Origin of the sequence: Acinetobacter bouvetii, assembly GCF_902753875.1 — a bacterium.
Classification (GTDB): Bacteria; Pseudomonadota; Gammaproteobacteria; order Pseudomonadales; family Moraxellaceae; genus Acinetobacter; species Acinetobacter bouvetii_A.
This window is the reverse complement of sequence record NZ_CADDTS010000022.1, coordinates 124,241-147,961: the sequence shown is the minus strand read 5'-3', so window position 1 is coordinate 147,961 and position 23,721 is coordinate 124,241. Positions and strand designations below refer to the sequence as shown.

25 protein-coding genes are annotated in these 23,721 nt (G+C 40.5%); 14 read left to right on the top strand and 11 right to left on the bottom strand.

All coding sequences use genetic code 11. The annotated features are described in order from the left end of the window. Positions 1 to 204: 204 nt before the first annotated feature. Positions 205 to 855: a potassium channel family protein gene (locus FB6_RS05790; RefSeq protein ID WP_174559085.1), complete on the top strand. Its 651-nt coding sequence runs from the start codon at positions 205 to 207 to the stop codon at positions 853 to 855. Between the two features lie 3 nt (positions 856 to 858). Further along, complete coding sequence (locus FB6_RS05785; RefSeq protein WP_174559139.1) at positions 859 to 2,199, top strand: TrkH family potassium uptake protein; 1,341 nt, start codon at positions 859 to 861, stop codon at positions 2,197 to 2,199. Between the two features lie 62 nt (positions 2,200 to 2,261). Here the strand turns inward: FB6_RS05785 and FB6_RS05780 are convergent, their stop codons facing one another. The 4 genes from FB6_RS05780 to FB6_RS05765 form a co-directional block, all read right to left on the bottom strand. After that, positions 2,262 to 3,413, bottom strand: coding sequence for a phospholipase A (locus FB6_RS05780; protein WP_174559084.1), 1,152 nt, complete (start codon positions 3,411 to 3,413; stop codon positions 2,262 to 2,264). A 23-nt stretch (positions 3,414 to 3,436) separates the two neighbouring features. Further along, positions 3,437 to 6,376: an insulinase family protein gene (locus FB6_RS05775; protein WP_174559083.1), complete on the bottom strand. Its 2,940-nt coding sequence runs from the start codon at positions 6,374 to 6,376 to the stop codon at positions 3,437 to 3,439. A 203-nt stretch (positions 6,377 to 6,579) separates the two neighbouring features. Then, entirely contained in the window at positions 6,580 to 7,350 is a 771-nt protein-coding gene (locus FB6_RS05770) for a COG4705 family protein (protein WP_174559082.1), read from the bottom strand. Between the two features lie 190 nt (positions 7,351 to 7,540). Further along, the gene (locus FB6_RS05765) at positions 7,541 to 7,990 is read right to left on the bottom strand and encodes a GNAT family N-acetyltransferase (protein WP_174559081.1); all 450 of its coding nucleotides are present in this window, start codon (positions 7,988 to 7,990) and stop codon (positions 7,541 to 7,543) included. Positions 7,991 to 8,128: 138 nt separating this feature from the next. On the opposite strand from FB6_RS05765, the gene FB6_RS05760 reads away from it, so the two are divergent. From FB6_RS05760 to FB6_RS05750, 3 genes are read left to right on the top strand one after another with little or no spacing between them, the layout of a single operon-like run. Beyond that, positions 8,129 to 9,133, top strand: coding sequence for an adenosine kinase (locus FB6_RS05760; protein WP_174559080.1), 1,005 nt, complete (start codon positions 8,129 to 8,131; stop codon positions 9,131 to 9,133). 14 nt (positions 9,134 to 9,147) lie between these two features. Then, on the top strand, positions 9,148 to 9,459 hold the full coding sequence (locus tag FB6_RS05755) for a Rieske (2Fe-2S) protein (RefSeq protein ID WP_174559138.1): 312 nt from the start codon (positions 9,148 to 9,150) through the stop codon (positions 9,457 to 9,459). A gap of 17 nt (positions 9,460 to 9,476) precedes the next feature. Then, positions 9,477 to 10,094: an OB-fold-containig protein gene (locus FB6_RS05750; protein WP_174559079.1), complete on the top strand. Its 618-nt coding sequence runs from the start codon at positions 9,477 to 9,479 to the stop codon at positions 10,092 to 10,094. 91 nt (positions 10,095 to 10,185) lie between these two features. On the opposite strand, the gene FB6_RS05745 is transcribed toward FB6_RS05750, so the two are convergent. Both FB6_RS05745 and FB6_RS05740 read right to left on the bottom strand, forming a co-directional pair. Next, positions 10,186 to 10,824: a YidB family protein gene (locus FB6_RS05745; protein WP_174559078.1), complete on the bottom strand. Its 639-nt coding sequence runs from the start codon at positions 10,822 to 10,824 to the stop codon at positions 10,186 to 10,188. Positions 10,825 to 10,928: 104 nt separating this feature from the next. Further along, on the bottom strand, positions 10,929 to 11,399 hold the full coding sequence (locus tag FB6_RS05740) for a DUF6231 family protein (protein ID WP_174559077.1): 471 nt from the start codon (positions 11,397 to 11,399) through the stop codon (positions 10,929 to 10,931). A gap of 33 nt (positions 11,400 to 11,432) precedes the next feature. Here FB6_RS05740 and FB6_RS05735 point away from each other — a divergent pair, with 33 nt between their 5' ends. After that, complete coding sequence (locus tag FB6_RS05735; RefSeq protein WP_174559076.1) at positions 11,433 to 12,305, top strand: DUF2797 domain-containing protein; 873 nt, start codon at positions 11,433 to 11,435, stop codon at positions 12,303 to 12,305. Between the two features lie 60 nt (positions 12,306 to 12,365). Here the strand turns inward: FB6_RS05735 and FB6_RS05730 are convergent, their stop codons facing one another. The 3 genes from FB6_RS05730 to FB6_RS05720 all read right to left on the bottom strand — a co-directional run bounded on the left by FB6_RS05730 (position 12,366) and on the right by FB6_RS05720 (position 15,266). Continuing rightward, the gene (locus FB6_RS05730) at positions 12,366 to 14,234 is read right to left on the bottom strand and encodes a SurA N-terminal domain-containing protein (protein ID WP_174559075.1); all 1,869 of its coding nucleotides are present in this window, start codon (positions 14,232 to 14,234) and stop codon (positions 12,366 to 12,368) included. A 133-nt stretch (positions 14,235 to 14,367) separates the two neighbouring features. Beyond that, positions 14,368 to 14,640 (bottom strand): HU family DNA-binding protein, encoded by a 273-nt coding sequence (locus tag FB6_RS05725; RefSeq protein ID WP_004651791.1) that lies wholly within the window; start codon positions 14,638 to 14,640, stop codon positions 14,368 to 14,370. Between the two features lie 158 nt (positions 14,641 to 14,798). Further along, on the bottom strand, positions 14,799 to 15,266 hold the full coding sequence (locus FB6_RS05720) for a phasin family protein (RefSeq protein ID WP_174559074.1): 468 nt from the start codon (positions 15,264 to 15,266) through the stop codon (positions 14,799 to 14,801). A 188-nt stretch (positions 15,267 to 15,454) separates the two neighbouring features. On the opposite strand from FB6_RS05720, the gene FB6_RS05715 reads away from it, so the two are divergent. The 8 genes from FB6_RS05715 (at position 15,455) to fdx (ending at position 21,641) form a co-directional block, all read left to right on the top strand. After that, complete coding sequence (locus FB6_RS05715) at positions 15,455 to 16,102, top strand: hypothetical protein (protein ID WP_174559073.1); 648 nt, start codon at positions 15,455 to 15,457, stop codon at positions 16,100 to 16,102. A gap of 111 nt (positions 16,103 to 16,213) precedes the next feature. Next, complete coding sequence (locus tag FB6_RS05710) at positions 16,214 to 16,687, top strand: Rrf2 family transcriptional regulator (RefSeq protein ID WP_174559072.1); 474 nt, start codon at positions 16,214 to 16,216, stop codon at positions 16,685 to 16,687. A 1-nt stretch (position 16,688) separates the two neighbouring features. Then, positions 16,689 to 17,906 (top strand): IscS subfamily cysteine desulfurase, encoded by a 1,218-nt coding sequence (locus FB6_RS05705; RefSeq protein ID WP_174559071.1) that lies wholly within the window; start codon positions 16,689 to 16,691, stop codon positions 17,904 to 17,906. Between the two features lie 103 nt (positions 17,907 to 18,009). Continuing rightward, complete coding sequence (gene iscU / locus FB6_RS05700) at positions 18,010 to 18,396, top strand: Fe-S cluster assembly scaffold IscU (RefSeq protein WP_086197845.1); 387 nt, start codon at positions 18,010 to 18,012, stop codon at positions 18,394 to 18,396. A gap of 39 nt (positions 18,397 to 18,435) precedes the next feature. Beyond that, the gene (gene iscA, locus FB6_RS05695) at positions 18,436 to 18,756 is read left to right on the top strand and encodes an iron-sulfur cluster assembly protein IscA (RefSeq protein ID WP_004279817.1); all 321 of its coding nucleotides are present in this window, start codon (positions 18,436 to 18,438) and stop codon (positions 18,754 to 18,756) included. A 106-nt stretch (positions 18,757 to 18,862) separates the two neighbouring features. Beyond that, positions 18,863 to 19,378 carry a Fe-S protein assembly co-chaperone HscB gene (gene hscB, locus FB6_RS05690; RefSeq protein WP_174559070.1) on the top strand — a complete coding sequence of 172 codons (516 nt, stop codon included), beginning with the start codon at positions 18,863 to 18,865 and terminating at the stop codon, positions 19,376 to 19,378. Between the two features lie 48 nt (positions 19,379 to 19,426). After that, a complete protein-coding gene (gene hscA / locus FB6_RS05685) occupies positions 19,427 to 21,289 on the top strand; it encodes a Fe-S protein assembly chaperone HscA (protein ID WP_174559069.1) in 1,863 nt (620 codons plus the stop codon). Positions 21,290 to 21,302: 13 nt separating this feature from the next. Next, positions 21,303 to 21,641, top strand: a complete 339-nt coding sequence (gene fdx / locus FB6_RS05680; protein WP_086174266.1) for an ISC system 2Fe-2S type ferredoxin — start codon at positions 21,303 to 21,305, stop codon at positions 21,639 to 21,641. Between the two features lie 71 nt (positions 21,642 to 21,712). Here the strand turns inward: fdx and FB6_RS05675 are convergent, their stop codons facing one another. Then, positions 21,713 to 23,173, bottom strand: coding sequence for an adenylate/guanylate cyclase domain-containing protein (locus tag FB6_RS05675; protein WP_174559068.1), 1,461 nt, complete (start codon positions 23,171 to 23,173; stop codon positions 21,713 to 21,715). 64 nt (positions 23,174 to 23,237) lie between these two features. After that, entirely contained in the window at positions 23,238 to 23,672 is a 435-nt protein-coding gene (locus FB6_RS05670) for an HIT domain-containing protein (protein WP_092819429.1), read from the bottom strand. Positions 23,673 to 23,721: the final 49 nt, after the last annotated feature.

The following is a 23,721-nucleotide window of genomic DNA, read 5'->3' as shown; positions in this document are numbered from 1 at the left end:
CACCCAATAATAAATCAATAATTAATTGCCTCATGACTATCTATGTACCAGCAATAACATGCTGCTATTATTATAAATAAACCTTTGTTATATATAATTTTGTAAGCCTAATAGCTGAATAAAAAATAAAACGATAAAATCAGTCTATATTTGACATACATCTCATCAATCAAACCAGAGAAAAACGGATAAGGAATACTTTGCATGGCATTATTTGCAGTCATTGGTCTGGGTAGTTTTGGTGCCACCATTGCCACCCAACTGGTCAGTCTAAATCATGATGTGATTGGAATCGACAATAACAAAAGAAATGTGGAAAGCCTGTCAGATCAAATCACCCATGCTGTGATTGCAGATGCGACCGATGAACATGTACTCAAAGAACTGAATATTGAAAACTGTGAAGCGGTTGTAGTGGCCATTGGTGAAGACATTGAAGCCAGTATTTTATGTGTCTTGCATCTTAAAAATATGGGTATCAAAAAAATCTGGGCCAAAGCCAAATCCAAGGCCCACCACATGATTCTGACTCATCTGGGTGTAGATAAGATCATACATCCAGAAGAAGATATGGGCACGCGTGTTGCCCAGTCTTTGAGCTATCCAATGGTCAGTCGTTACATGGGCTTAGAGGACAATCACTTTATAGTTAAAATTGAGATCAAGGCCAAACAAAAAGGTGAACGTTTTAATCACTTAATGGACCATGGTTCAGAAATTAAAACCCTGCTGCATAAACGTGGCAAAGACATATTATTTAGTATAGACCCGAATTTAATTCTGCAAGAAGGTGATATTTTAGTGGTTGAAGGTGAACTTGAACCCTTACGCAAACTTTCTGCCCGGTTTAAATAAATGATGAAACCATTGCATAATAAAAAACACCAGACCATTAATCTCAGCCCACCCAGTCTGCTGGCGCTGGGATTTTTAAGTTTTATTGTCGCTGGTACTTTATTACTCAAGCTCCCAATTGCACATCATGGTGAATTAAGCTGGATTAATGCTCTATTTACCGCAACCTCTGCAGTGACCATTACCGGGCTTTCTGTGGTCAATGTCGGAGAAGCCTATACCACCTTTGGTCAAGTGATTATTATGCTGTTACTGCAATGCGGCGGCTTAGGTTTTATGACCTTTGCCATATTGGCGGCACTCAGCCTATCATCCAATATCCGGCTCAAACAGCAAATGATGGCACAGGAAACCATTGGGCAAACTAGCCTGACCAGAGTCTCATTCACCATTAAAGGCGTGCTGCTATATTCGCTGTTTTTTGAAGCTGTCGGTACAGTGATTCTGACCATTGCCTGGATGCAGGAATATAATTTTTCCCAAGCTTTTTTCTATGCTGCTTTTTATAGTGTTTCTGCCTTTAATAACGGCGGTTTTTCACTATTTCCTAAAAGCTTAATGAGCTTTGCGGATCATTATTTCATTACTTTTACCATTAGCATGCTCTACATTATTGGGGGTATTGGCTTCGTGGTGCTAATGGATATCAAACGTGCCCGACGCTGGAAAAAACTCAGCACCAATAGCAAATTAATCCTTTCGACTATTGCAGGCTTGAACCTGACAGCCTTTGTTGTGCTTTGGGCACTAGAAGCTAACAATCCTCTCACCCTGTCTAGTATGAGCCTAGGTGATCAAGCCCTGAATGCCTGGTTCCATGCCACCGTACCACGCTCATCTGGCTTTAACAGCCTGGATGTCGCCAGCATGACCGATGCTTCTACCCTCGTGACCATGGTCCTGATGTTTATTGGTGGCGGCTCTTTGAGTACTGCAGGCGGCATTAAAGTGGGTACTTTTATTATTGTGGTTTTAAGTGTCATCACCTTTTTACGCCGTTCTGAAGAATTACGTGTGTTTAACCACTCAGTTTCCAAGGCCACTTCCTTTAAGGCTTTGGCGGTACTTTCCATTACCTCAATTCTGATATTTTTAGGACTGTTCAGCCTGCTGATTTTAGAACCCAATAAAAACTTTCTGGATTTACTGTTTGAAGCGGTTTCTGCGGCGTGCACGGTCGGTTTATCACGCGGTGTCACCAGTGAACTGCAACCGGCAAGCTTGATGGCTTTAATCTTGCTGATGTTCGCCGGTCGTTTAGGACCGTTGACTTTGGCTTACCTCATTGCAACCCCGAAAAAGAGCCGTTTAAAACACCCTCCAGCAGATATTCAAATCGGTTAAGCTGGTTTCACTGGCTATAAAAAAACCACTCATTAAAAGTGGTTTTTTTATTGCATCAGTTTTTAGAACCAATTCATCAGGGACACACCTAAACCAACATAAGTCGCACGGTGGTTATAATCAATCAGGCTCTCACCATAGCCATCAAACAGCTGAAAATGACCACGTAATTTACCGCTAATTGGGAATGTCCAATCAAACTGCGCAGCACCATGGGCATCACTACCACCTTTCAGTGAGTGACGTAGCATGAGTGAAAAATCATTGTCATTCCAGCGATAGAAGGCCGTTAGATCGCCCCGACCGACATAGTCTTCAATATCCGGATTGTTATCATCTTTAGCATTTTCTTCTAAGCGATACCAAGGACGCAACATCAATGCAAAGTTATCACGCTCCAAGCCAATATTGAAAATAATCCGGTTCCAGCTACGTGATAAAGGATCTGCACGACCATTCGACTGATGATTAAAAGTCATACCGAGTAAACGTGCATTCAAGCCCAAAATTTCATAATTGGTACGAAATACCAAACTGGCTTCCGGTTCATAATTGGTTTCACGGAACGGACGCGATTCTTTTTCATTATATACTTGCCAACGTGATGACTGGGTATAGCCCAACCAAACATCGCCATTATCACCAAACAGGTTTTCCACAGCTTTGGTTTTTAATGACAGCTGGAACTTGGATTCCATCGATTTCAGGTTCTGGTCCTGAGCGACTGTATTATTCGGGTTCGGACTGTGCGGAAACTCATTTTTATCTGAAGTCCAAAATGCAGGAAGCAAATAAACCGGTTGATAGCTACGAATATTCCAAGTACCAAGTTTACTTTCCTGCGACAGCTCCCAACGACTATCCAGTAAAGATAGGTTTGGATTCAGCTTGGGTGCTTCAACTGCAAATAAACGATCTGTGAACGCATGGCCAACCTTTTCTTTAAATGTCTGCTTTTCTGTTTGCTCAGGTTGTATTTCCTGTGCAGCCTGACGCTCAGAGACCAAAGTAGGTTTAGCCACTTCAGGAATTTTGAACAATGCATCATAACAAGCCAAACGATCTGCATTTGAATCCAAGGCAACACAGGCTTCTGGGCTTGCTGGTGTAACCAAAGAGTCCGGAGTCTGCGCATTAATATTCGCCACATACAAAGAACTGAGCATGATCATGCTCAGTTGCAATGTTGTGCGTTCAATTGATTTGAACGCCATATAGTCATACCTCAAATGATGTATTAGTTCACTTGCTTAATATCAAAACCAAGTTCAAGCAGTGCCTCACGTTTAGCGACTGGAGCAACAACCGCTTTCACTGGTTTTTGCTGAACTAGATATTGTTCTGCTACCCGTTTTAGGTCATCCAGAGTGACAGCAAGCAAACGTGCTCGTAATTGCTTGCGTACTGCCGGTGTACGTGCGTGTAGTAATGCATAACAGGCACTGATGGCTTCACCAGCCGGAGAACCCGGTTTGTCCATGCTGGCAATCAAGCCCAAAATTGCTTCTTCAAGTTGATGCGGCTTGTGTTCTGAGTTCAGCAACCAGTCAATACTGGCCTCAAAATCTTTAAAAGTTTCTGCCAAACGCGGATCACGGTAGCTGTAGAAACGGAACGAGCAAGCATTGCCGTCATAGTTTGCACCACCACCGTAAGCACCACCTTTTTCACGAATTGCGCTGTGCAAGAAGCCATTACGCAAATATGCAGCCAAGACCATTAGTGGTGCAGCATCTGCATGCGACACTTCAACTGCAGCATAAGCTGCCGCACAGAATTGTACATTGGCCTGAATAAGCCAAGCTTCATCATTATTGCTATTTTCCGTGACAACTTGAGTTAATGCTACAGGGGTTGGGTCAATTGCCAGCTTATCCCAAACCTCTTGCACCTCTTCAATTAAACGTTCAGATTGGTGTTCTTCACACACCAGCAAGAATTGTTTCGGTGCTTGTAAAAGCAGACGATGAATCGCTTTTAATTCCGCAATTAAAGCATCATAAGCAGCTTCATCATTTTCAATTTTATTCACCAAGTCACCTAACCAGTTCAGTGCCCCCAAACCGGTATTTTGATAATCACGTTGTGCCAAAGCACTATGATTACGTCCGGCAATTTGCATGGCATAACTGTGGCCTGAACCTGAAATACGCGAATTCCAACGGGTTTTACGTTGTTGCAGTAACTCTATAATGCGATCTTTTTCATCAAAACGTAGCTGTTCAAAGGCCAGTTTCAACAAGCGAATGGCTTCAAAATTATTCACCAGCGACTTGGTGGTTAAAGTCAGCCATGCACTGATCTTGTTTTTATCATCGTATTTTGAACGCAGTGATGCACCCATCCCTACACCACCGCTCACCGCCGTTTGCAGCTGCTGTAGCGCAAGATAGTCATACTCGCCAGCACCCACTTCACCCAGCAAAATTGACAACAAGTTAAAGTATGGAGATTGCACCACCTGATCAGGAATCTTGATGGTTACTTGCTGATAATAAATACCGTTGGTACCGGCATGGTAGAGGTTCAAAGGTGTGTCGAGATTATTGCTGATAATTTCACGCAATTGACCTTGTACAATATGCAAATCTGCAGGAACATCCTCCAGACCTACTTTTGGCAACAAGTTCAAATCATCTGGCGTATCCTGACGTACTTTTAGGGCTTCAGTCTGTTTGATGATTTCCGATTTTTGTTCATCTGTCAGTTTGGCACCAATGTCCGCCAAACGGGCTTTTTCTGCTTCAGCTTCCTTGGCCGATTTGGTTGCATCCGGCACCAAGGTCATTTGTACACGATGCGGATTATCCAGCAAATATTCTTTAATCAGATTCGACAACCACATTGGGTCTTTCAGTTCTTCTTTCACTTGCTCAATGGCATTGTCCACGTCCCAAATATGCACTGGATCGCTATGATGAATCGCGCTGCTTAAACCGTTTAAAATCAGGCTTAAACCATAAGGCATGCCATCGCCATTGATTTCACGCTGATGCAATTCAATCTGATGCAGAATAGCATCCACCATCTGCTGATCTACTGGTTTAGATGCCACCTGTTCCAGAACCTTGAACACGCCGTTTTTAAATTCTTCAGCATGCTCAGGGTCTGAACCTTGTACACCACAGAAGAACGTCATTTCAAAGTTGGAGTCATCCACACCCATAATTGGACCGGTCGACTGCGCATAATCACAGGTTTCCAGGTAATGACGCAGCGGAGAAGCTGAATCTTCAAGCAGGATGCCTTCAACTAAACGCATCCCTAAACGCAATTTAATATCACTGGCTTCCGGCAATAGCCAAGCGATGACGTGATAAGTTTTATCACTTAAATCTTCAGCATCTACTGCATAAGTTTCAGTCACTTCAAGGGGTGCTGTCAGACGTGTTTCTGGGGTTGAATGAAGCGTTTGGCCTTTCACAAATTTAGCCAAGGCTAAAGTTTCAAATTGTTCTTGCAGATGATATGCCGACTCATTACCAAAAGTCATAAACACAGCATTACTTGGATGGTAATGTGATTTATAGAAATGAACCAACTCTGGGTAAGTCAAATCTGGAATATCTTTAGGATCACCACCTGAATTGTAATGATAGGTAGTATTCGGGAATAAATGATGTGCCAATTGATGATAGAGCTGGTCTGAAGGAGAACTCATCGCCCCTTTCATTTCATTGAAAACTACGCCTTTATAGACCGGCTGTCCATCTTCCAGCTCAATACGAATGCCTTCTTGCGCAAAATCAAGTTCATTTAAGTTGGCCGCAAAAGTGGCATCAAGATACACTTCAAGCAAGTTCTGAAAGTCTTTTTTATTTTGCGTTGCAAAAGGATAAGCTGTCCAGTCCGCAGAAGTAAACGCATTCATGAATGTGTTCAGTGAACGACGAATCATCAAGAAAAACGGGTCACGTACTGGAAATTTTTCAGAGCCACATAATGCCGTATGCTCAAGAATATGAGCCTCGCCCTTGGAATCCATCGGCTGGGTACGAAACGCCACGAGAAAGACATTTTCATCCAGATCACTGGCCAGATGATAATGAATTGCACCGGTGACTTTATGCTGATATTCAGACACTTGAATATCTAAGGCTTCTACATGGTGTTGACGTATCAGCTGAAACGCAGGATGAACAGTTTGAGAAATGGTTTCAGTGACATCTACAGTCATGTGATCTCCTCACGTATACATATTTATAAGATGGTTTAGATTATACCTGAATCTTAAAGTATTTGGATTTGTAGAATGAGGAATTTCCAAGCATTTTAGTCAAGTTTATGTTTGGTTCTTATTGAGCAAAATCAGCACGATATCCAAGGCAAAAAAAGATAGCAACGAATTGCTATCTTTTAAATTGAAGATAAAAAACACATTTAACTCTTTAATAGCTGTTTCTCAGGAATTTTATGGCTTAAATAAATACAGAATAAAATCACTATCAAAATCACTGCTGAAGCTGTGAAGCGGCTTAAATCCAGACCGCCAGAGGCAATCGGTTTGTCCAGAAAATCTCCCACAACTGCACCCAATGGACGGGTTAAGACAAATGCACTCCAGAACAACAAGGTTCGTGAAATATTAGTAAATAGATACAAAAGAAAAATCAATAAAATCAGCCCGACGAACAGTACAATTCCGCCACTATATCCCAGCCCCATGGTATCTGCTGACCAGTCACCTAAAGCCGTACCCAGGGTTTGAGAAAAAGTAATGGTGATCCAATAGAAAATTTCTGCACGTGGATAATTCACTGTATGTGGTGAAATACTGCCTTCAACTTTATACCAACTGAATAAAGACAAACACACCAAAGCCAGCAACAGACTACTTCCGCCTATGTAACCAATTCCCAATGAGCGATCGACAAAATCGGCCAGTGTGGTCCCTACGGTGGTACTGGCAATAATGGTAAACCAGTACAGATACGGATGATAAGCTTTAGCACGGATTTGAAAAAACAGCATCGCGATAAATAGGGCAGCAAAAATAAAGGTGCTGACTAAATATCCTAAATTCAGTGACATAGACAGCGCATCACCACCGGTTTCACCAAAGGTTGTGGCAAAAACTTTAGTAATCCAGAACAGTGCTGTGATTTGAGGCACTTTAGAAAGATGGTTTGTAATACTTAGTTGTTGATTCATCAGTCTGACTCAGAAGAGATCTAGACTGATATTTTCAAACGTATCTCTTAACGCAACATTAAAAATTCACTAAATTCAAATAAAATCAGCACCTAAAATCACACATACACATTGCAAAACTAAAAAAAGACTATAGCGCATGATGCTGATGAGCCTAAGCCATAGCATCATGAACGAAAAGAAATAAAAACTAGAGCAGATATTTGAAATAGCTATAATTTGGATGATTTTCAACAAATACATAATTTTGTTTTTGATAAAAACTTGCTGCAGATTTAGTGTCCGTATTCAAACAAAGGGCAGAAAAATTGGCACGGGCATTTTTTTCCAGATATTGTAACAACTGCTTACCTACACCATGCTTACGATATTTCGGTAATACATAAAAACGACGTACACGACCAATACGCACATCAATTTCATTTTCATTCCACTGCTGATTTAAACCGCCGCAAGCAATCAACTTCTCATCATCATAAACAAAAAGCAGAAATTCACCGGGTTGATCAAAGCAGTTTTTTCCACTCTCATACTCTTCAATCAATTGATCCACAATCTGAAAGCCTTCTTTACGAGCTTGTTTGGCCAATTCCTTGATTTGTTCAGGTAATTTTTCAGCTTTGGCAATCGTGATATTCATCTAACTTTCCTAATCCTTTTCTATAGTGCATTTTGAACGAATAAAATCAGCCACATCTTGAATTTTATTCATCAATCTACAGCAATCATGAGCATTGGTGTAAACTTAGCGCTTTAATTTAAAATGTGAACGAAAGACATGGCAACTGTTGATCTTTTTGCAATTGGTAATGCATTAATCGACCAAGAATTTAAAGTCTCTGACGATTTCCTAATTCAACAAAATTTGCAAAAAGGCACTATGCAGTTGACTGACGGTGAAACACAAGCAAATTTATATAATAACTTAAAAGAAACACAAGTATACAAAGGTCAAGCATCTGGTGGATCTGCTGCTAATACCACCGTTGCTTTCAGTGCACTGGGCAGCAAAGCCTTTTATGCATGCCGTGTAGGAAATGATGAGCTTGGTCGTATTTACTTAAGCGGTTTAAATGATGCCGGAATTCAAACCGCTGAACAATCTGTCAGTGAAGGTGTCACAGGTACCTGTATGGTACTGGTTAGCCCCGATTCTGAACGTACCATGCATACTTACCTTGGCATTACCGCTGAACTCAGTGAAACACAAATTAATTTTGAGCCCTTAAAAACAGCTAAATGGCTTTATATTGAAGGTTATTTATCTACCAGCGATTCTGCGCGACAAGCAGTAAAACAGGCACGTGAAATTGCCAAAGCACATGGCGTCAAAATTGCTTTAACCCTTTCTGATCCAGCTATGGTGCAATACGCACGTCAAGGTCTGGATGAGCTATTAGATGATGGCGTTGACCTATTGCTTTGTAATTATCATGAAGCTTTAATGTATACAGAAACTGATTCAATTGAAGCAGCATTGGCTAAATTGCAATTAAAAAGCAAATACACTGTCATTACATTATCAGCCGAAGGTGCATTAATTTCCGATTCTGAGCAAACCCTGAAAGTACCAGGTCGTAAAGTGACTGCGGTAGATGCCAATGGTGCCGGTGATGCCTTTGCCGGTGCGTTCTTATATGCACTAAATGCTGGTTTAAGCCTTAAATTGGCTGCTGAACTGTCAATCCTGATTTCAAGTGAAGTGGTTTCACAGTTTGGCCCTCGCTTGAGTGTAGAACATTACGCAGAATTATTTAATAACTTCCAAAAGGAATGTGCATAATGATCAAGATTGCCATGACGGAAGAGATTCCTGAACGTGAAGCACGTTCATATGAAACGCCGGATGGTGACACCATTTTCATTACCCAGCGCGATGGTTCATTCTATGCTTATCAAAATCTATGCCCGCATTTGCAGGTTGAGCTGGAATTTTTGGAAAACCAGTTTCTGGATCGTGATCAGGAATATATTGAATGCTCAACGCATGGCGCGCTGTTTCTAGTAGAAACTGGTGAATGTATATCTGGCCCCTGCCTAGGGCAATCACTTGAAAAAGTAGAAATTAATGTGCATTCTGATGGTGGAATTTACCTGAAAGAAGAATAAACCAAATGGAATTTACCATGCTTGAGTTTTTACAAGACTATAACTTAATCCCTTTTCATTTAAGTTTATTGGCTTTGGTTTTACTCAGCATGGTAGAAACCATTGGCTATTATTTTAATATACGCCCGACACAGTTTCTAAAAGGTCTTTCTCCAAAACGTCTAACTGAATCGCCTTTGCTGAATGTCAAATTTTCCAAAACACTGATTGTGGTGTTTTTACTGATGAACTTCAGTTTTTCAGGCTATTTTTTACAACTTTGTGTTTTTGCCAAACAACAACAATTTCTTCCTGCTTATTATTTAATTATCCCTGCATTGATCATTGCGATTTTTTTCACCGTGTTTATGATTCACTGTCTAGATCAGGTGATTAAACCGACGCAAACCAAACAACAAATCAATTTACTCGGACGTTTGGCCACAATTTCCAGCGGCAATGCCCGACCTGGATTTTCTGCGCAAGCACGTGTTCGGGACAGTTTTGGGCAATTACATTATGTGCAGGTCGAACCGGAATTTGGTGAACTTGAATTTCAATCACAGATTATTTTAATTCGGCTAAAAAAATCCCACTATATTGCTAAAAAAATTTCCAAATCTAATACTTTATTTAGTATGGAAAATCCGCAGTAATATGATCAGCCATATATATATAAATCAATATAGGCACAAAAAAACCAGTTAAGTCACAAACTCAACTGGCTTTCACATAAGAATATTAGCCTTAACGTTTCAAAAAACCTGAAACCAGATTCATCACTTGTTGGATATCAGCATTGGCTTCCTGTTTATTGGTTTGCTCACCTTGCGGGGTGAGTGAATCAATAATTTGTGGCAATACCGTAGAAATGGCACTGTATATATCCTGTTTCGGTACTTGAGCTTCTTGTGCCACCTGTTCGACGTCCTGATCATCAAACAAGCCTTGAACTTGTTGCTGATTAACACTGGCATTTTCACCTGGGCCTGTAGAGACCCAATCATCCACCTGGCTACTGAGTCCCGTGCCTTTTAATTTATCCAGTGCACCCTGAATCCCGCCTTGCTTTTGAATCCAGGCCAAGATCAAGGGCAATACTGCTATTAATAAAGTTTTGGTGCCACTGGCAGCTGCATTACTTTTGGGTTGGGATTGCTGAGTCTGCCCTGCACCACCCAACTGACTCAGTACCGATCCTAAAATTCCACCAAGTCCACCTTGTTGGGTTGGTGAATTTTGTTGCGACTGTTGAGGATTACTGCCACCCATTTGCCCAAGCACCGAACCTAAAATATCACCCAAACCGCCGGATTGTGATTGCTGTTGCTGTCCGCCTAAAGCTTGTTTCGCGAGTATTTCCACAATATTGCTCAAATTAGTCATTGTATTATCCTTTTATCGACCCAATAAAAGCATACGATGCTTTCTAAGCAATTCAGCCAAACAAATTGTTAAGATTTGCAAGACTTAAAATGGTGTTTTCCTTCTTACCAGCGAAATTTATCCCAGTTTTCAGGGTTAGCCCAAAACTTGGAATTGAACCAGTCCGGCACATGTTTGTAGGTTAAAATATTGAATTGCCACAAGGCAAAATCACTATCATGCAGGGTTTTATCAATGAGCTGGGTAAAACCCAATGCGCGCATTAATTTTTCATCCCGTAATTGACTCACCACTACAATCCGTTTTGCCATCAGGTCACGCAGTTTCACCAGCAGCTGAGACTTTTCAACATCTGAAAGCGAGCTAAGCTCTGCCGAGTCCAATAGCACAAAACCCAAATCATATCGCTGGGTAAAAGGCAGATTTAAAAACTCAGTTACGTTAAAATAGTGCCATTGAATTGATTGATTGTTATCGTATTGAGCAAGATTCTGGCCAATACATAATGCAGTTTGAATAGGCTGTTCTTTAGATAAATCGTCTAGCATTGAAGTGATGACATTTTGCTCAGCCATAACTGCATCCTTATTATTTAAGAGAGTATTTGTATGGAACTACAAGGCATTTGCCATAAAATGCATGCAGGTCTTAAGGACCTTAGTGTAACTGATCAACATACACACAAGGCAAATGTTGAATATAAATTTGTACTGGATCGTTCAGAAATTAGTCTTCCGTTCAGTTTAGGTCAAGAAATTGAAATTGAATGGACCGGCAATATTTATTGTGTGTCTTGTGGTAGCAAAACCAATAAATCTTTTTCCCAAGGTCATTGCTTTAAATGCTTTAAAACCAAGGCATCATGTGACATGTGTATTATGAAACCTGAGACCTGTCATTATCACCTCGGTACTTGCCGTGAAGACAGCTTTGCCCATGAAGTCTGCTTCCAGCCACATATTGTCTATCTGGCCAATTCCAGTGCCTTAAAAGTTGGCATTACTCGTCTTGGTCAGATGCCAACCCGCTGGCTCGACCAAGGCGCGACCCAAGCCCTACCAATTATGAAAGTCGGTTCCCGTCGCCTATCGGGTCAGCTTGAAATTATGTTTGGAACACAGGTGGCAGACAAAACCGATTGGCGCAAGCTACTGAAAGGTGAAGCTGAACCACTAGATTTAATTGAAGTACGCGAACAACTCATTGAAGAGTTTGCACCTAAAATTCAAACCATTCGTGACGAATTTAGTCAGAATCTTGAATTTAATGAAAGCATTGAAGTTCTGGAAGATGAACGTCCACGCGAATTTGTTTATCCGGTCGAGCAATATCCGGAGAAAATCAAGTCTCATAATCTGGACAAGACACCGATTATTCGCGGCAAATTATTCGGAATTAAAGGACAATATCTGATCTTGGATACCGGTGTAATTAATATTCGTAAATATTCAGGTTATGAATTAAAAATCCGTGCCGAATAAAACTTCATCCCGCTCATAAAAAAACCTGCATTAATGCAGGTTTTTTTATTTCAAAGGAACTTATTTAATTTTGGCATGTGCTTTGAGGTATTGAGTGTAATCATCCAATTCCTGCTGACCACGAAGCTGTTGATACAATTTGGACAATTCACCCAATTGCTCATTGGTCAAGGCACTTGAAGTGGTCTTATTCACATTCGATACAGCCACAACCACCAACTCATTTGGCAATGACGCAGTTGTTACTGACCACATTCCTGCTTTCGGTGCTGGCACACTGAATGCTGCTCGTTCAACTTCACGTTTTAAACCTTGTGAACGAGCGAAGACACCTGCTTGTTCAAAAGCGATTTTACTTTGGGCCACAACAGCTGCAGCAGGTTGTGATTTAAAGTTATTCAGTGCTGTTTGAATTTTAGCTTTCGCAGCATCAATAGCTTTCTGTTCAGTCAGTTTTACTTTCACACGAGGTGTCGCTTCAGCAAGAGTTTGCACACCAGCTGCATGATAGTTACGTACTTTTACCCAAACCGTATTGCCATTGGCCATTTGAATGCTGCTTGAAGCATTGCGGTCGCCATTTTTCACGTCATCATTAAACAGTTTAACTTTAACGTTTGCATCACTCAGTACAGGGTGCTGTGTAGACAATGTCATGCCTTTGACTGCCTGAACTGACACACCTTTCACTTCCTGAGAAACTACATCCAGTGCATCACTACCCACCACCAATTCATTCAGAGCATTAACTTTATCTGAAAAAGCATTAGAAGCTTTATTCTTTTGCAACTCTGCCATTAAACGTGGTTTTTCAGTTTCAAAAGAAGGTAATTTTACAGAAGCACCTTCAGTTTCAATTAAATGATAGCCATATTGGGTTTTAATTGGCGCTGAAACCTCAGTAGGTTTTAATGCCGCAACAGCTTGGTCAAATGAATCACCAAACACACCTTTGGCATAGGCATCAATCAAACCGCCTTTACTTTTCGACTCTGTATCATCTGAATATTGTGCTGCAGCCTGAGTAAAACTCAGTCCTGCTTTAATTTTTGCAGCAACATCATCGGCCAACTTTTTAGCTTCAGCATCAGAACGTGTATCTGCAGTAATCAGAATATGCTTGACTACAGGCTTGGCATTTTTCTTTTGAGCATCCACAAAGGTAGCATAAGCTTGCTGTAATTCAGCATCTGAAACTTGTGTATTTGTCGGTACAACATTGGCTGGCGTTAACACCACATAATCAACATCAACACTGGCCACTTGCTTAAATGAATTTGGATGCTTGTTGTAATAAGCAGCAATTTCTTGAGGTGTTACATTAATATTTTTCTTGTATTCGTCCAGCTTGATACTCGCCAAATGCAAAGTACGCTGTTCAGTTTGCAGATTGGCAATTTGCTCAATATCCAGCTTGCTGACCAATGCATAATCTATAAATGTTGAAGTTAACATTTTTAAAGCATGGTCTTTACGCAAATTGGCGATTAAAGCCTGACTGGTCATGCCCACTGAACGTAAATAATTTGAATACAGGTTTTCAGAAAATTTACCATTTTCCTGGAAGCTTGGCTGTTGAGCAATCATCTGCTCAATTTGAGAATCACTCAACGAAACACCCAATTTTTCCGCTTGCTGTAACAGCAAGGTCCGGGCAATCAGGCTCTCCATCGCTTTATTTTCAATAAAAGATTGATTTAATAAAGTTTCATCACCATTGGCATAAGCTAGGTATTGTTCTTTAAATGTTTTGGTCAGCGTTTCTAATTCTTTTTTAGAAATATCTTGGCCATTGACAACTTTTGCCGTGTCTTCTGACTTCCCACCACTAAAATATCCTTCAATACCTACAAGTGCTAAAGGGGTTAAAAACAAAATGAGCAATGCTTTGCCCAACCAACCCTTAATAACTTTACGAAAAGATTCCATAAGTATTCCAATATTTTATTTCTGGGGGATTTTACCCGAAAACCCACTACGAATGAATGTGTTCCAACTGTAAATCGGGATTTTTAATAAAAAAACGCGCCTTTAAGGGCGCGTTTATCGGATTTAAAAAAGATTAAGCTACAGAATCTTTTAAACCTTTACCTGCTTTGAAGCTTGGTACTTTGCTTGCTTTAATTTCTAAAGCTGCGCCAGTTTGTGGGTTACGACCTGTACGAGCCGCACGTTCTTTAACGTTGAATGTACCAAAACCAACAAGTGTAACAGTATCACCAGATTTAAGTGCTTCAGTAATTGAAGCAATTGTTGCATCTAAGGCTTTACCTGCATCAGTCTTAGACAATCCCCCTTTCTCTGCAATTGCATCGATTAATTCTGATTTATTCATGAAGATTACGTCCTCTTAATATCGTTTATTTAAGGTCTAAGGATTCCATAGCACCTTTATAGCAATGCTTTAGGGCAAAACGCAATACTCTGATTATGCTTTTCTGCAAAATAAATGCGAAAAAAATTGTTGAAAAATGCAGAAAAAGCAAAATTGTTTCATTTTTTTACAATTTGCGCTTTTAAAAGCTTATTTTCTTCAATTAAAAAATCAACCTTGCTATGTAGCTGTAATATGAGACTTTCTAAATGCTGGATATCCTTTACCGTGACCAGACCAATTCGATTTAAGGAATGGTTTACACTATGGTCTAACAATTTTTCAACTTTATCCTTGGTATCCGTTACCGACTCTTTGGCTTTTTCGGATACTTTCTCTACAGTCTGATCAGCGATCTCGGTGGTTTTAGATTCCAGCTCTTCACCAACTTTGACTAAAGAGTCAAACAATTTATTGCCTTCTTCCTCAGCACGTGAAAAAGCACCCAGGCCTGCCAGCCAGATTTGTTGGGTATATTTTCGAAAATCAAGCCCTGACTTACGTCCTGAGCGCAGCTTATTCTTGGTTTTATCAGTATTCTCGTTTTTTTGTTGATCTATCTCTTGATCTTTTACTTGCTTATCCATGTAACTTTTCTCCTGCCTATTTTACATACAACTTAATGCATTCACTCCAAAAATCTAGCTATAATAGCAAATTAAAGACTTGATCGATTTGCTAAACTGTTCTACAAAGCAAGATTAATATATTAGCTTAAAGTCCTTAAGCACATTTTGAGCATAGGATGCTCTATTTCAGGTAAGGATTAATTTTTATGAGTGAATCGCAACAAAGTCAAAAACAACCACATTTGTTGCTCACAATGACCATGATTGTTCTGGAAACAATTTTTACCTTCATCTTAAAACATGATCGGGTCGTTGGTTTGCAGGCTAAAAAATTTATCGACCAAAAAATTGCCATTAAAATTAATAGCTATTTACCTTATTTTGATTTTTACGTTCAATTTAGTGAACACGGTGTACTTTTTGATACCAAAGCACCAGAGCAAATGATCGCACTGGATGTACGCACTACTCTTATGGATTTAATTAAAGTCTTTGTTTTTGGTAACCGTCGCAGTATCAAAAAAATGCGCATTGATGGTGACATCACACTAAAAGATGAATTTCGTGATTTAGTCCTTTTGTTCAGCTTTCCAAAGGTTTTGTCTGACTGGAAACAGTGGCTCAGTGAACCTGTAGATGAACAAGATGTCATTGCATCAAAAAAACGTATTGCGCCGCTTTTAGAGAAAATTGATCAACAACGTTCAAAGATCAATACCTTACAGGTTGAAGTAAAACAATTTAAAAACCGCATTCGTCGCATGCAGCAAAAACAGAAAAAAATGAATATCGCTTTTAGTCTAACAATAGCACTATTGATTGCGTTATTAGTGTATAATTGGTGGTTCGCATAAATATATAATTTTCATATAAAACAAAATAATTTTCAGCTCAATAAAAAACTTGACTATTTTAGTCAGGATTCATAAAATCGACACATCTAGTCTTAACATGTGTATCGAATCATGCGTCTTACTACTCGCGGTCGCTACGCAGTGACTGCTCTACTTGATTTAGCTTTGCAGCCAACTGAACAAACGATCACGCTTGCTGAAATTGCAGCTCGTCAAACTATCTCTGTTGCTTATCTTGAGCAGTTATTTGCGAAATTAAAGCGTCACGGCTTAGTTTCTAGTGTTCGTGGTGCCAACGGTGGTTATCACCTAGCGCGTAACGCTGAAGAAATCACTGTGTTAGAAATTATTGAAGCTGTAAACGAAACAGTTGATGCGACTCGTTGTGACCATAAAGGTAACTGCCAAAATGGCGCGATGTGCTTGACTCATGATTTATGGCAAGAACTCTCCCACCACATTGCCGATTATCTCGCAAAAATCACTCTTGCTGACCTAGTAGCTCGCGACAACGTACAAACCGTTGCGATTCGCCAAAATACAGCAAATTTTGATTCAGCCCTTTTATCGGTTACAGGTATTTGACATGAAACGTCCGATTTATCTTGATTATGCAGCAACAACTCCTGTAGACCCTCAAGTTGCAGAACGTATGATGGAGTGCCTAACATTTGACGGTACTTTCGGTAATGCTGCATCTCGTTCACATGCTTACGGTTGGCAGGCTGAAGAAAAAGTAGAATATGCACGTGAACAGGTTGCTAATTTAGTTAAAGCAGATCCACGTGAGATCGTATGGACTTCAGGTGCAACAGAATCTGATAACCTTGCATTAAAAGGTGTTGCTCAATTCTATGCGTCTAAAGGCAAACACATCATTACAAGTAAAATTGAACATAAAGCAATTTTGGATACTTGCCGTGAACTAGAAGAAGAAGGCTTCGAAATTACTTATCTTGAACCACAACCACAAACAGGTTTAATTACCCCTGAGATGGTTCAAGCTGCGCTTCGTCCAGACACTATTCTTGTTTCCCTGATGATGGTAAACAATGAAATTGGTACCGTGACTGACGTTGCGGCAATTGGCGAATTAACTCGTGCCAACAAAACTTATTTCCACGTTGATGCTGCCCAGGCTGCGGGTAAAGTTGAAATTGATCTTTCAACTTTAAAAGTTGATTTGATGAGCTTCTCTGCCCACAAAATTTATGGCCCTAAAGGTATTGGTGCATTATTCGTTCGTCGTTCACCACGTGTCCGTCTTAAAGCTCAAATGCACGGTGGCGGTCATGAACGCGGTATGCGCTCAGGTACACTTGCAACTCACCAAATCGTTGGTATGGGTGAAGCATTTGAACTTGCAGGCAAAAACCTAGAATCTGAACAAAAGCGCATTCGTGTCCTGCGCGACAAATTATGGAATGGCCTACAAGGTTTGGAACAAGTGTTCCTAAACGGTCACCCAACTCAAAACGTTGCAAACTATCTCAATGTCAGCTTCAACTTTGTTGAAGGTGAATCTTTGATGATGGCATTGAAAGATGCTGCTGTATCTTCTGGTTCAGCATGTACTTCTGCAACACTTGAACCTTCTTACGTACTTCGTGCACTCGGTCTTTCTGACGAACTTGCACACAGTTCGATCCGTTTCAGCTTTGGTAAATACACCACTGAAGCAGATATCGATCACGTTCTTGAAGTGACTAAAGCTGCTGTTGAGAAGTTACGTGAACTTTCTCCGCTTTGGGATATGTATAAAGAAGGTATCGACCTTTCAACTGTTGAATGGGCTGAACACTAATTCAAGCTAGCGTGATGGCTTTAAATTAAAGCCATCTCGTTGATAAACGTAATTTCACCCCCATATTAATCTTAAGGCTGACCCCGAGGTTTGGAGAAGCATCATGGCTTATAGCGAAAAAGTAATTGATCATTACGAAAACCCTCGTAATGTTGGTGTTTTAGATAAAAATGCTGAAAATGTTGGTACAGGTATGGTCGGTGCACCAGCTTGTGGCGATGTAATGCGTCTTCAAATTCAAGTGAATGATGAAGGTGTGATTGAAGAAGCACGTTTTAAAACTTATGGTTGCGGCTCTGCAATTGCATCCAGTTCACTTGTTACTGAATGGTTAAAAGGTAAAACCCTAGACCAAGCTCAAGCGATCAAGAACATCGACATTGCAACTGAATTGGCTTTACCTCCAGTAAAAGTACACTGCTCTGTACTGGCTGAAGATGCAATTAAAGCAGCTGTTGAAGACTATCGCAGCAAGAAAACTAAAGCTTAATAGTTTTCAGGTTTTTAAAGAAAGATTAACGGAGTTTTCATGATCCATTTAACTGAAAATGCAGCAACTCATATCAGCAATTACCTGAAAAATCGCGGTAAGGGTGAAGGCATTCGCGTTGGTGTGAAAACTTCAGGCTGTTCTGGTTTGGCCTACGTGCTCGAATTCGTCGATGAAGTCGATACACACGACCAAGCATTTGAGCAGTTTGGTGTTAAAGTTTTCGTTGATCCCAAAAGTCTGGTTTATCTTGAAGGTATGGAGATGGACTACGTTAAAAATGGTCTAAACGAAGGCTTCGAATTTAACAACCCGAATAAAAAAGGCGAATGTGGCTGTGGTGAATCTTTCACCGTTTAAACACCCTATTCCCTCTCTTTTGGTGATTAAAACAGTGTAAAATGCACTGTTTTAATTGCATTTATAGCAGTCACTTTTTGCATATCTATCGCGGATCCAATCTCCCATGAATCATTTTGAGCTGTTCAACCTCCCTGTAGCACTCGATATTGATTTAGCAGCATTAAAAACTGAATTTTTGAAGTTGCAGCAACAATATCATCCAGATAAAGCCGAAGACAAAGATCAGGCCCTAATTAAATCCAGCGAGATTAATCAGGCATTCAAGGCTTTATCCAATGTTGATAGCCGCGCTGCTTATCTCTTGAGTCTTAAAAAACAAGACTATCATCTGGATCAATCCATTGGGGATTTCGAGTTTTTACAGTCTGCACTAGAAATTCGTGAACAGCTAGATGAAGCTGCATCGGCTGATGAACTCACTTCATTAAAGCATGAGGTTCAGCAATGGATTGACGGTTTAGTACGTGAATTCAAAATTGATTATGACGATGAAGACTGGGGCGAAGCACGCGATACCGTACGTAAATTACGTTTCTTTGTAAAAGTGATGGCTGATATCGACAAAGCTGAGGATCGTTTCCTGGATGACGACAGCTTTGATTTAGATGATGATTTTTAATTCGTTTTAATTTTATTTTTTAATTTTTAGTTCTAAGGATGTAACACAATGGCTCTCTTGCAAATTGCAGAACCCGGTCAATCAAGTGCACCGCATGAACACCGCATTGCAATTGGTATCGACTTGGGTACTACGCATTCATTGGTTGCCACGGTACTTTCAGGTAAAGCCAAAGTACTCAATGACGAACAAGGTCGTGTGTTACTTCCGTCTATTGTTCACTATAGCCATAATAATAGCCATTATGGTGATGAAGCCAAGCCTTTTATTACCACAGACCCGAAAAACACCATTGTTTCAGTAAAACGTTTTATGGGGCGCTCCAAAGCAGACATCAAATTTCAACACCCCTACACTTTAGTGGGTGAAGACAATCAGATGCCTGCTTTTGAAACTGCACAAGGCCGTAAAACGCCTGTCGAGATTTCAGCAGAAATTTTAAAACAACTCAAAGACCGTGCTGAAGAAAGTTTAAAAAATGAAGTGAATGGTGCAGTCATTACTGTTCCGGCTTATTTTGATGAAGCACAACGTCAGGCAACTCGTGATGCCGCGCAACTCGCGGGTTTAAATGTGCTTCGCTTGTTGAACGAACCGACTGCAGCCGCTGTGGCTTATGGTCTAGATCAGGAAACCAATCTGGCGCATGATCAAAACTATGTGATCTATGATCTGGGTGGCGGTACTTTTGACGTATCTATTCTACGTTTCTCACAAGGTGTATTCGAAGTTTTAGCGACCGGTGGCCACACTGCACTGGGTGGTGATGATCTGGATCGCCTGATCGTAAAATGGGCTAAAAAACAGCTCAATATTGAAACTTTAGATGATGCCGAATATGCACATTTCATTGTTTCTGCACGTAAAGCCAAAGAAGCTCTGTCAGATGCTGAATCGGTCGAACTGAAAGTTTTAGATCAGGTTTTAACTTTAGACCGTGCTACTTTTGAAGACATCATTAAAGTTGCTTTAGATAAAACCATCAGCGTATGCAAACGTGTGATGCGTGATGCCAAACTTGAACTGAATGACATTAAAAATGTCGTACTTGTCGGTGGTTCTACCCGTTCTTATGCAGTGCAAAAAGCTGTACGCGACGTCTTTAATCAAGAACCCCTATGCACGATTAACCCAGATGAAGTGGTTGCTATTGGCGCATCCATTACAGCGAATCAGTTAATTGGTAACTCTAAAGATGGCTCACTATTACTAGACGTAACTCCACTGTCTTTAGGTTTAGAAACCATGGGGGGGCTGGTTGAGCGTTTAATCTCGCGCAATACTGCCATTCCTGTGGCGCGTCGCCAAGAATTCACCACTTATCAAGATGGCCAAACCGCCATGCTGATTCATGTGGTGCAAGGTGAACGTGATCTGGTTGAACATTGCCGTAGTTTGGGTCGCTTTGTCTTGCATGGCATTCCGCCAATGACTGCCGGTCAGGCACGTATTGAAGTCACTTTTCAGGTTGATGCCGATGGCCTGTTAACTGTTGCTGCCAAGGAAACCACGTCTGGTGTACATGCTCAAATCGACATTAAACCTTCTTATGGTTTATCTGATGCCGATACCGAACGCTTACTGATTGATGGCTTCAAATATGCGGAAGAAGATAAACATCTTCGTCATTTGCAAGAAACCAAGGTTGAAGCAAAACGTGAGCTGGAAGCACTGGAACAAGCCCTAAAAGTGGATGCCCAGCTATTAACTGCTGAACAGTTAGTATCGTTAAATCAAGCCAAAGCTCAACTTGAGGCTCAACTCGAAACCACCGATATTAAAGCGATTGAACAAGCTGTAGAACAGCTTAAAATACACAGTGATGCTTTTGCTGCTGCACGCATGAACCAACATATTGATGCAGCTTTGAAAGGCACTAAACTTGATGACTGGTCAAACTCGGACCAATAAACAGGAAAAAATTATGCCACGTATTAAAGTTCTTCCACATGCGCAAATTTGCCCTAATGGTGCCGAGTTCGAAGTTGAACAGGATGCCAACCTGTGCGAAAGCCTGTTAAAAAATGGTATCAAGATTGAACATGCATGTGATATGTCTTGTGCTTGTACCACCTGTCATGTCGTAGTTCGCAAAGGTTTTGACAGCCTCGAAGAAATGACAGATGTAGAAGCAGATTTACTAGATCGTGCCTGGGGTCTGGAACCGGATTCACGCCTTTCATGCCAAGTGAAAATTGTCGATGAAGATTTGGAAGTCGAAATTCCCAAATATACCATCAATCACGCCTCAGAAAATCATTAAGATTTTCGCTCATAAAAAACCACGCAATCGCGTGGTTTTTTTATCTGTAAACATCATCTCAATCATGATTTTTAGTGGTATTGCTCGTCCTTCTCATCTTCAATCACATCTTCCAGATTCAGCCGAACAATCCCCTCTGAATTGGTCATTTTCTGTTGTTTCTGAATCCGCTTAATCATCTTTTCCAAAACTTGGATCAACTCTGGATATTCATAATTTTGAACCTCATCCAGATTCAGCAACAAATGGAAACCCTTGTACTCATAATCAAACCAGCGCTGATAATCCAATTTACGCGAGGTATATTTTTCCATAACTTGCCAGGTCTTTACCGGACCGTGAATCCCTTTAAGCGTAATAGGTTTTTTCGGCGCACATAAATAGTCATTTTTAATTAAATTATAGGTTTCATCTGAAATCAGGATTTCATCGACTGCTGCTGCACTTTGCAGCCGTGCTGCCAGATTGGCATCACGTCCAACAATGGTATATGCCATACGATGTGCTGCGCCATAGTTCCCTACGTGACAATAACCAGTACTAATCCCCATACGGATATGCAAAGCCGGATAGCCCATCTTGATCCAGCGTTCACGCAGCAGTTTCATTTGTTGACGCATATCAATTGCCATGTCTAGACAAGTTTTGGCATCTTGCTCCACCCCTTGCGAGATTGGATCACCAAAGAAAATCAGGATGGCATCCCCCATAAACTTGTCGACAGTCGCTTCATACTGCTTGGCAATTTCAGTCATATGACTTAAATAGTCATTGAGCAGGAATGCCAAATCATCTGGAATAAGCGTTTCTGAAAGTTCGGTAAAACCTTGAATATCTGAAAAGAAAATGGTCATTTTCTTACGTTTGTATTCAATTTTGGCTTCCGACTCACCTTTCATGATCGATTGCCACAACTGCACAGGTGCATATCGGCTCAGCTGATTTGCGAACTCCATATAACGATTCATTTGATCGTAATAATAGGTTCGACGATTACTGATATGTTGAATCTGGCTGCTTTGATAAAAACTACCCACACCAAAAAAAGTAATCAGACAGATGAAACCAAGAACGGTCAATTCACCAGTGGTTTGCTCAAAATACTCACCAAAACCGAAAACCAGAATATTACACAGATAAAAATTTGCGATACCAATTAAACTGGCTAACGACACCACTAAAAAGGAAATTTTATTACTGATGGCAGTATATAAAATGGCAAACAGTGCAATAAAGGTCAGCACCAGATTTAAGTGAATAGCAGATAAAATAGCTGAAATAACAACAACATCTGTAATAAACAAGACACTGCGTTTCATCTTGGCATTATAACGATACTGTAGCCAGTTCGATAATTTCGGTATGATCAGTAAAATGAAAAGCAGAAAGAATGGAATATAAATCTGGTAATGAGTGTCAGAAGCCGTGTAATGATAGACAATAATAAGTAAAGACAACATCATATATCCCATCAAGCGATGAAAATATTCAAATTGTCTGGGTTCTTTTCTAATCCAGTCGTCTAATGACACTCAATCACTCCTGATCCGAGTCTTTACGCCATACATTCCTACTATGGCTTTCAATGGCTAGGAATCAATCCATACGCCAGTCAAAAGGCATATCACCTTGACCACGTAGAGCTAGCATTAAAGTTTGACGCATGTGTGCAAGTACTTCATTAGTATAAGGGACTGCAGGTGTTCCCCAAACCGGTTTCGGCCAAGCAACATCATTTTGGTAACGCACCACATGATGAAAATGTAATTGTGGGACCATGTTTCCAAGTGCTGCCACGTTCATTTTGTCGGCACGAAAAACACGTGAAAGTTGGCTGGATAACCAGCTAGATTCACGAAGGAATTGTTCCTGATCAGCCTGACTTAATTCATATAATTCGCTCACGCCAGGTACGCGCGGAATCAATATGAGCCACGGAAATTGCATATCATTCATTAAACGACATGTTGACAGTGGAAAGTCGCCTACAAAAAAAGTATCTTGAGCAAGTTGGGGATGCAAACTAAACATATCTTTATAAATTATGCAAAATTAGAATGATGGCTAATACTATCACATC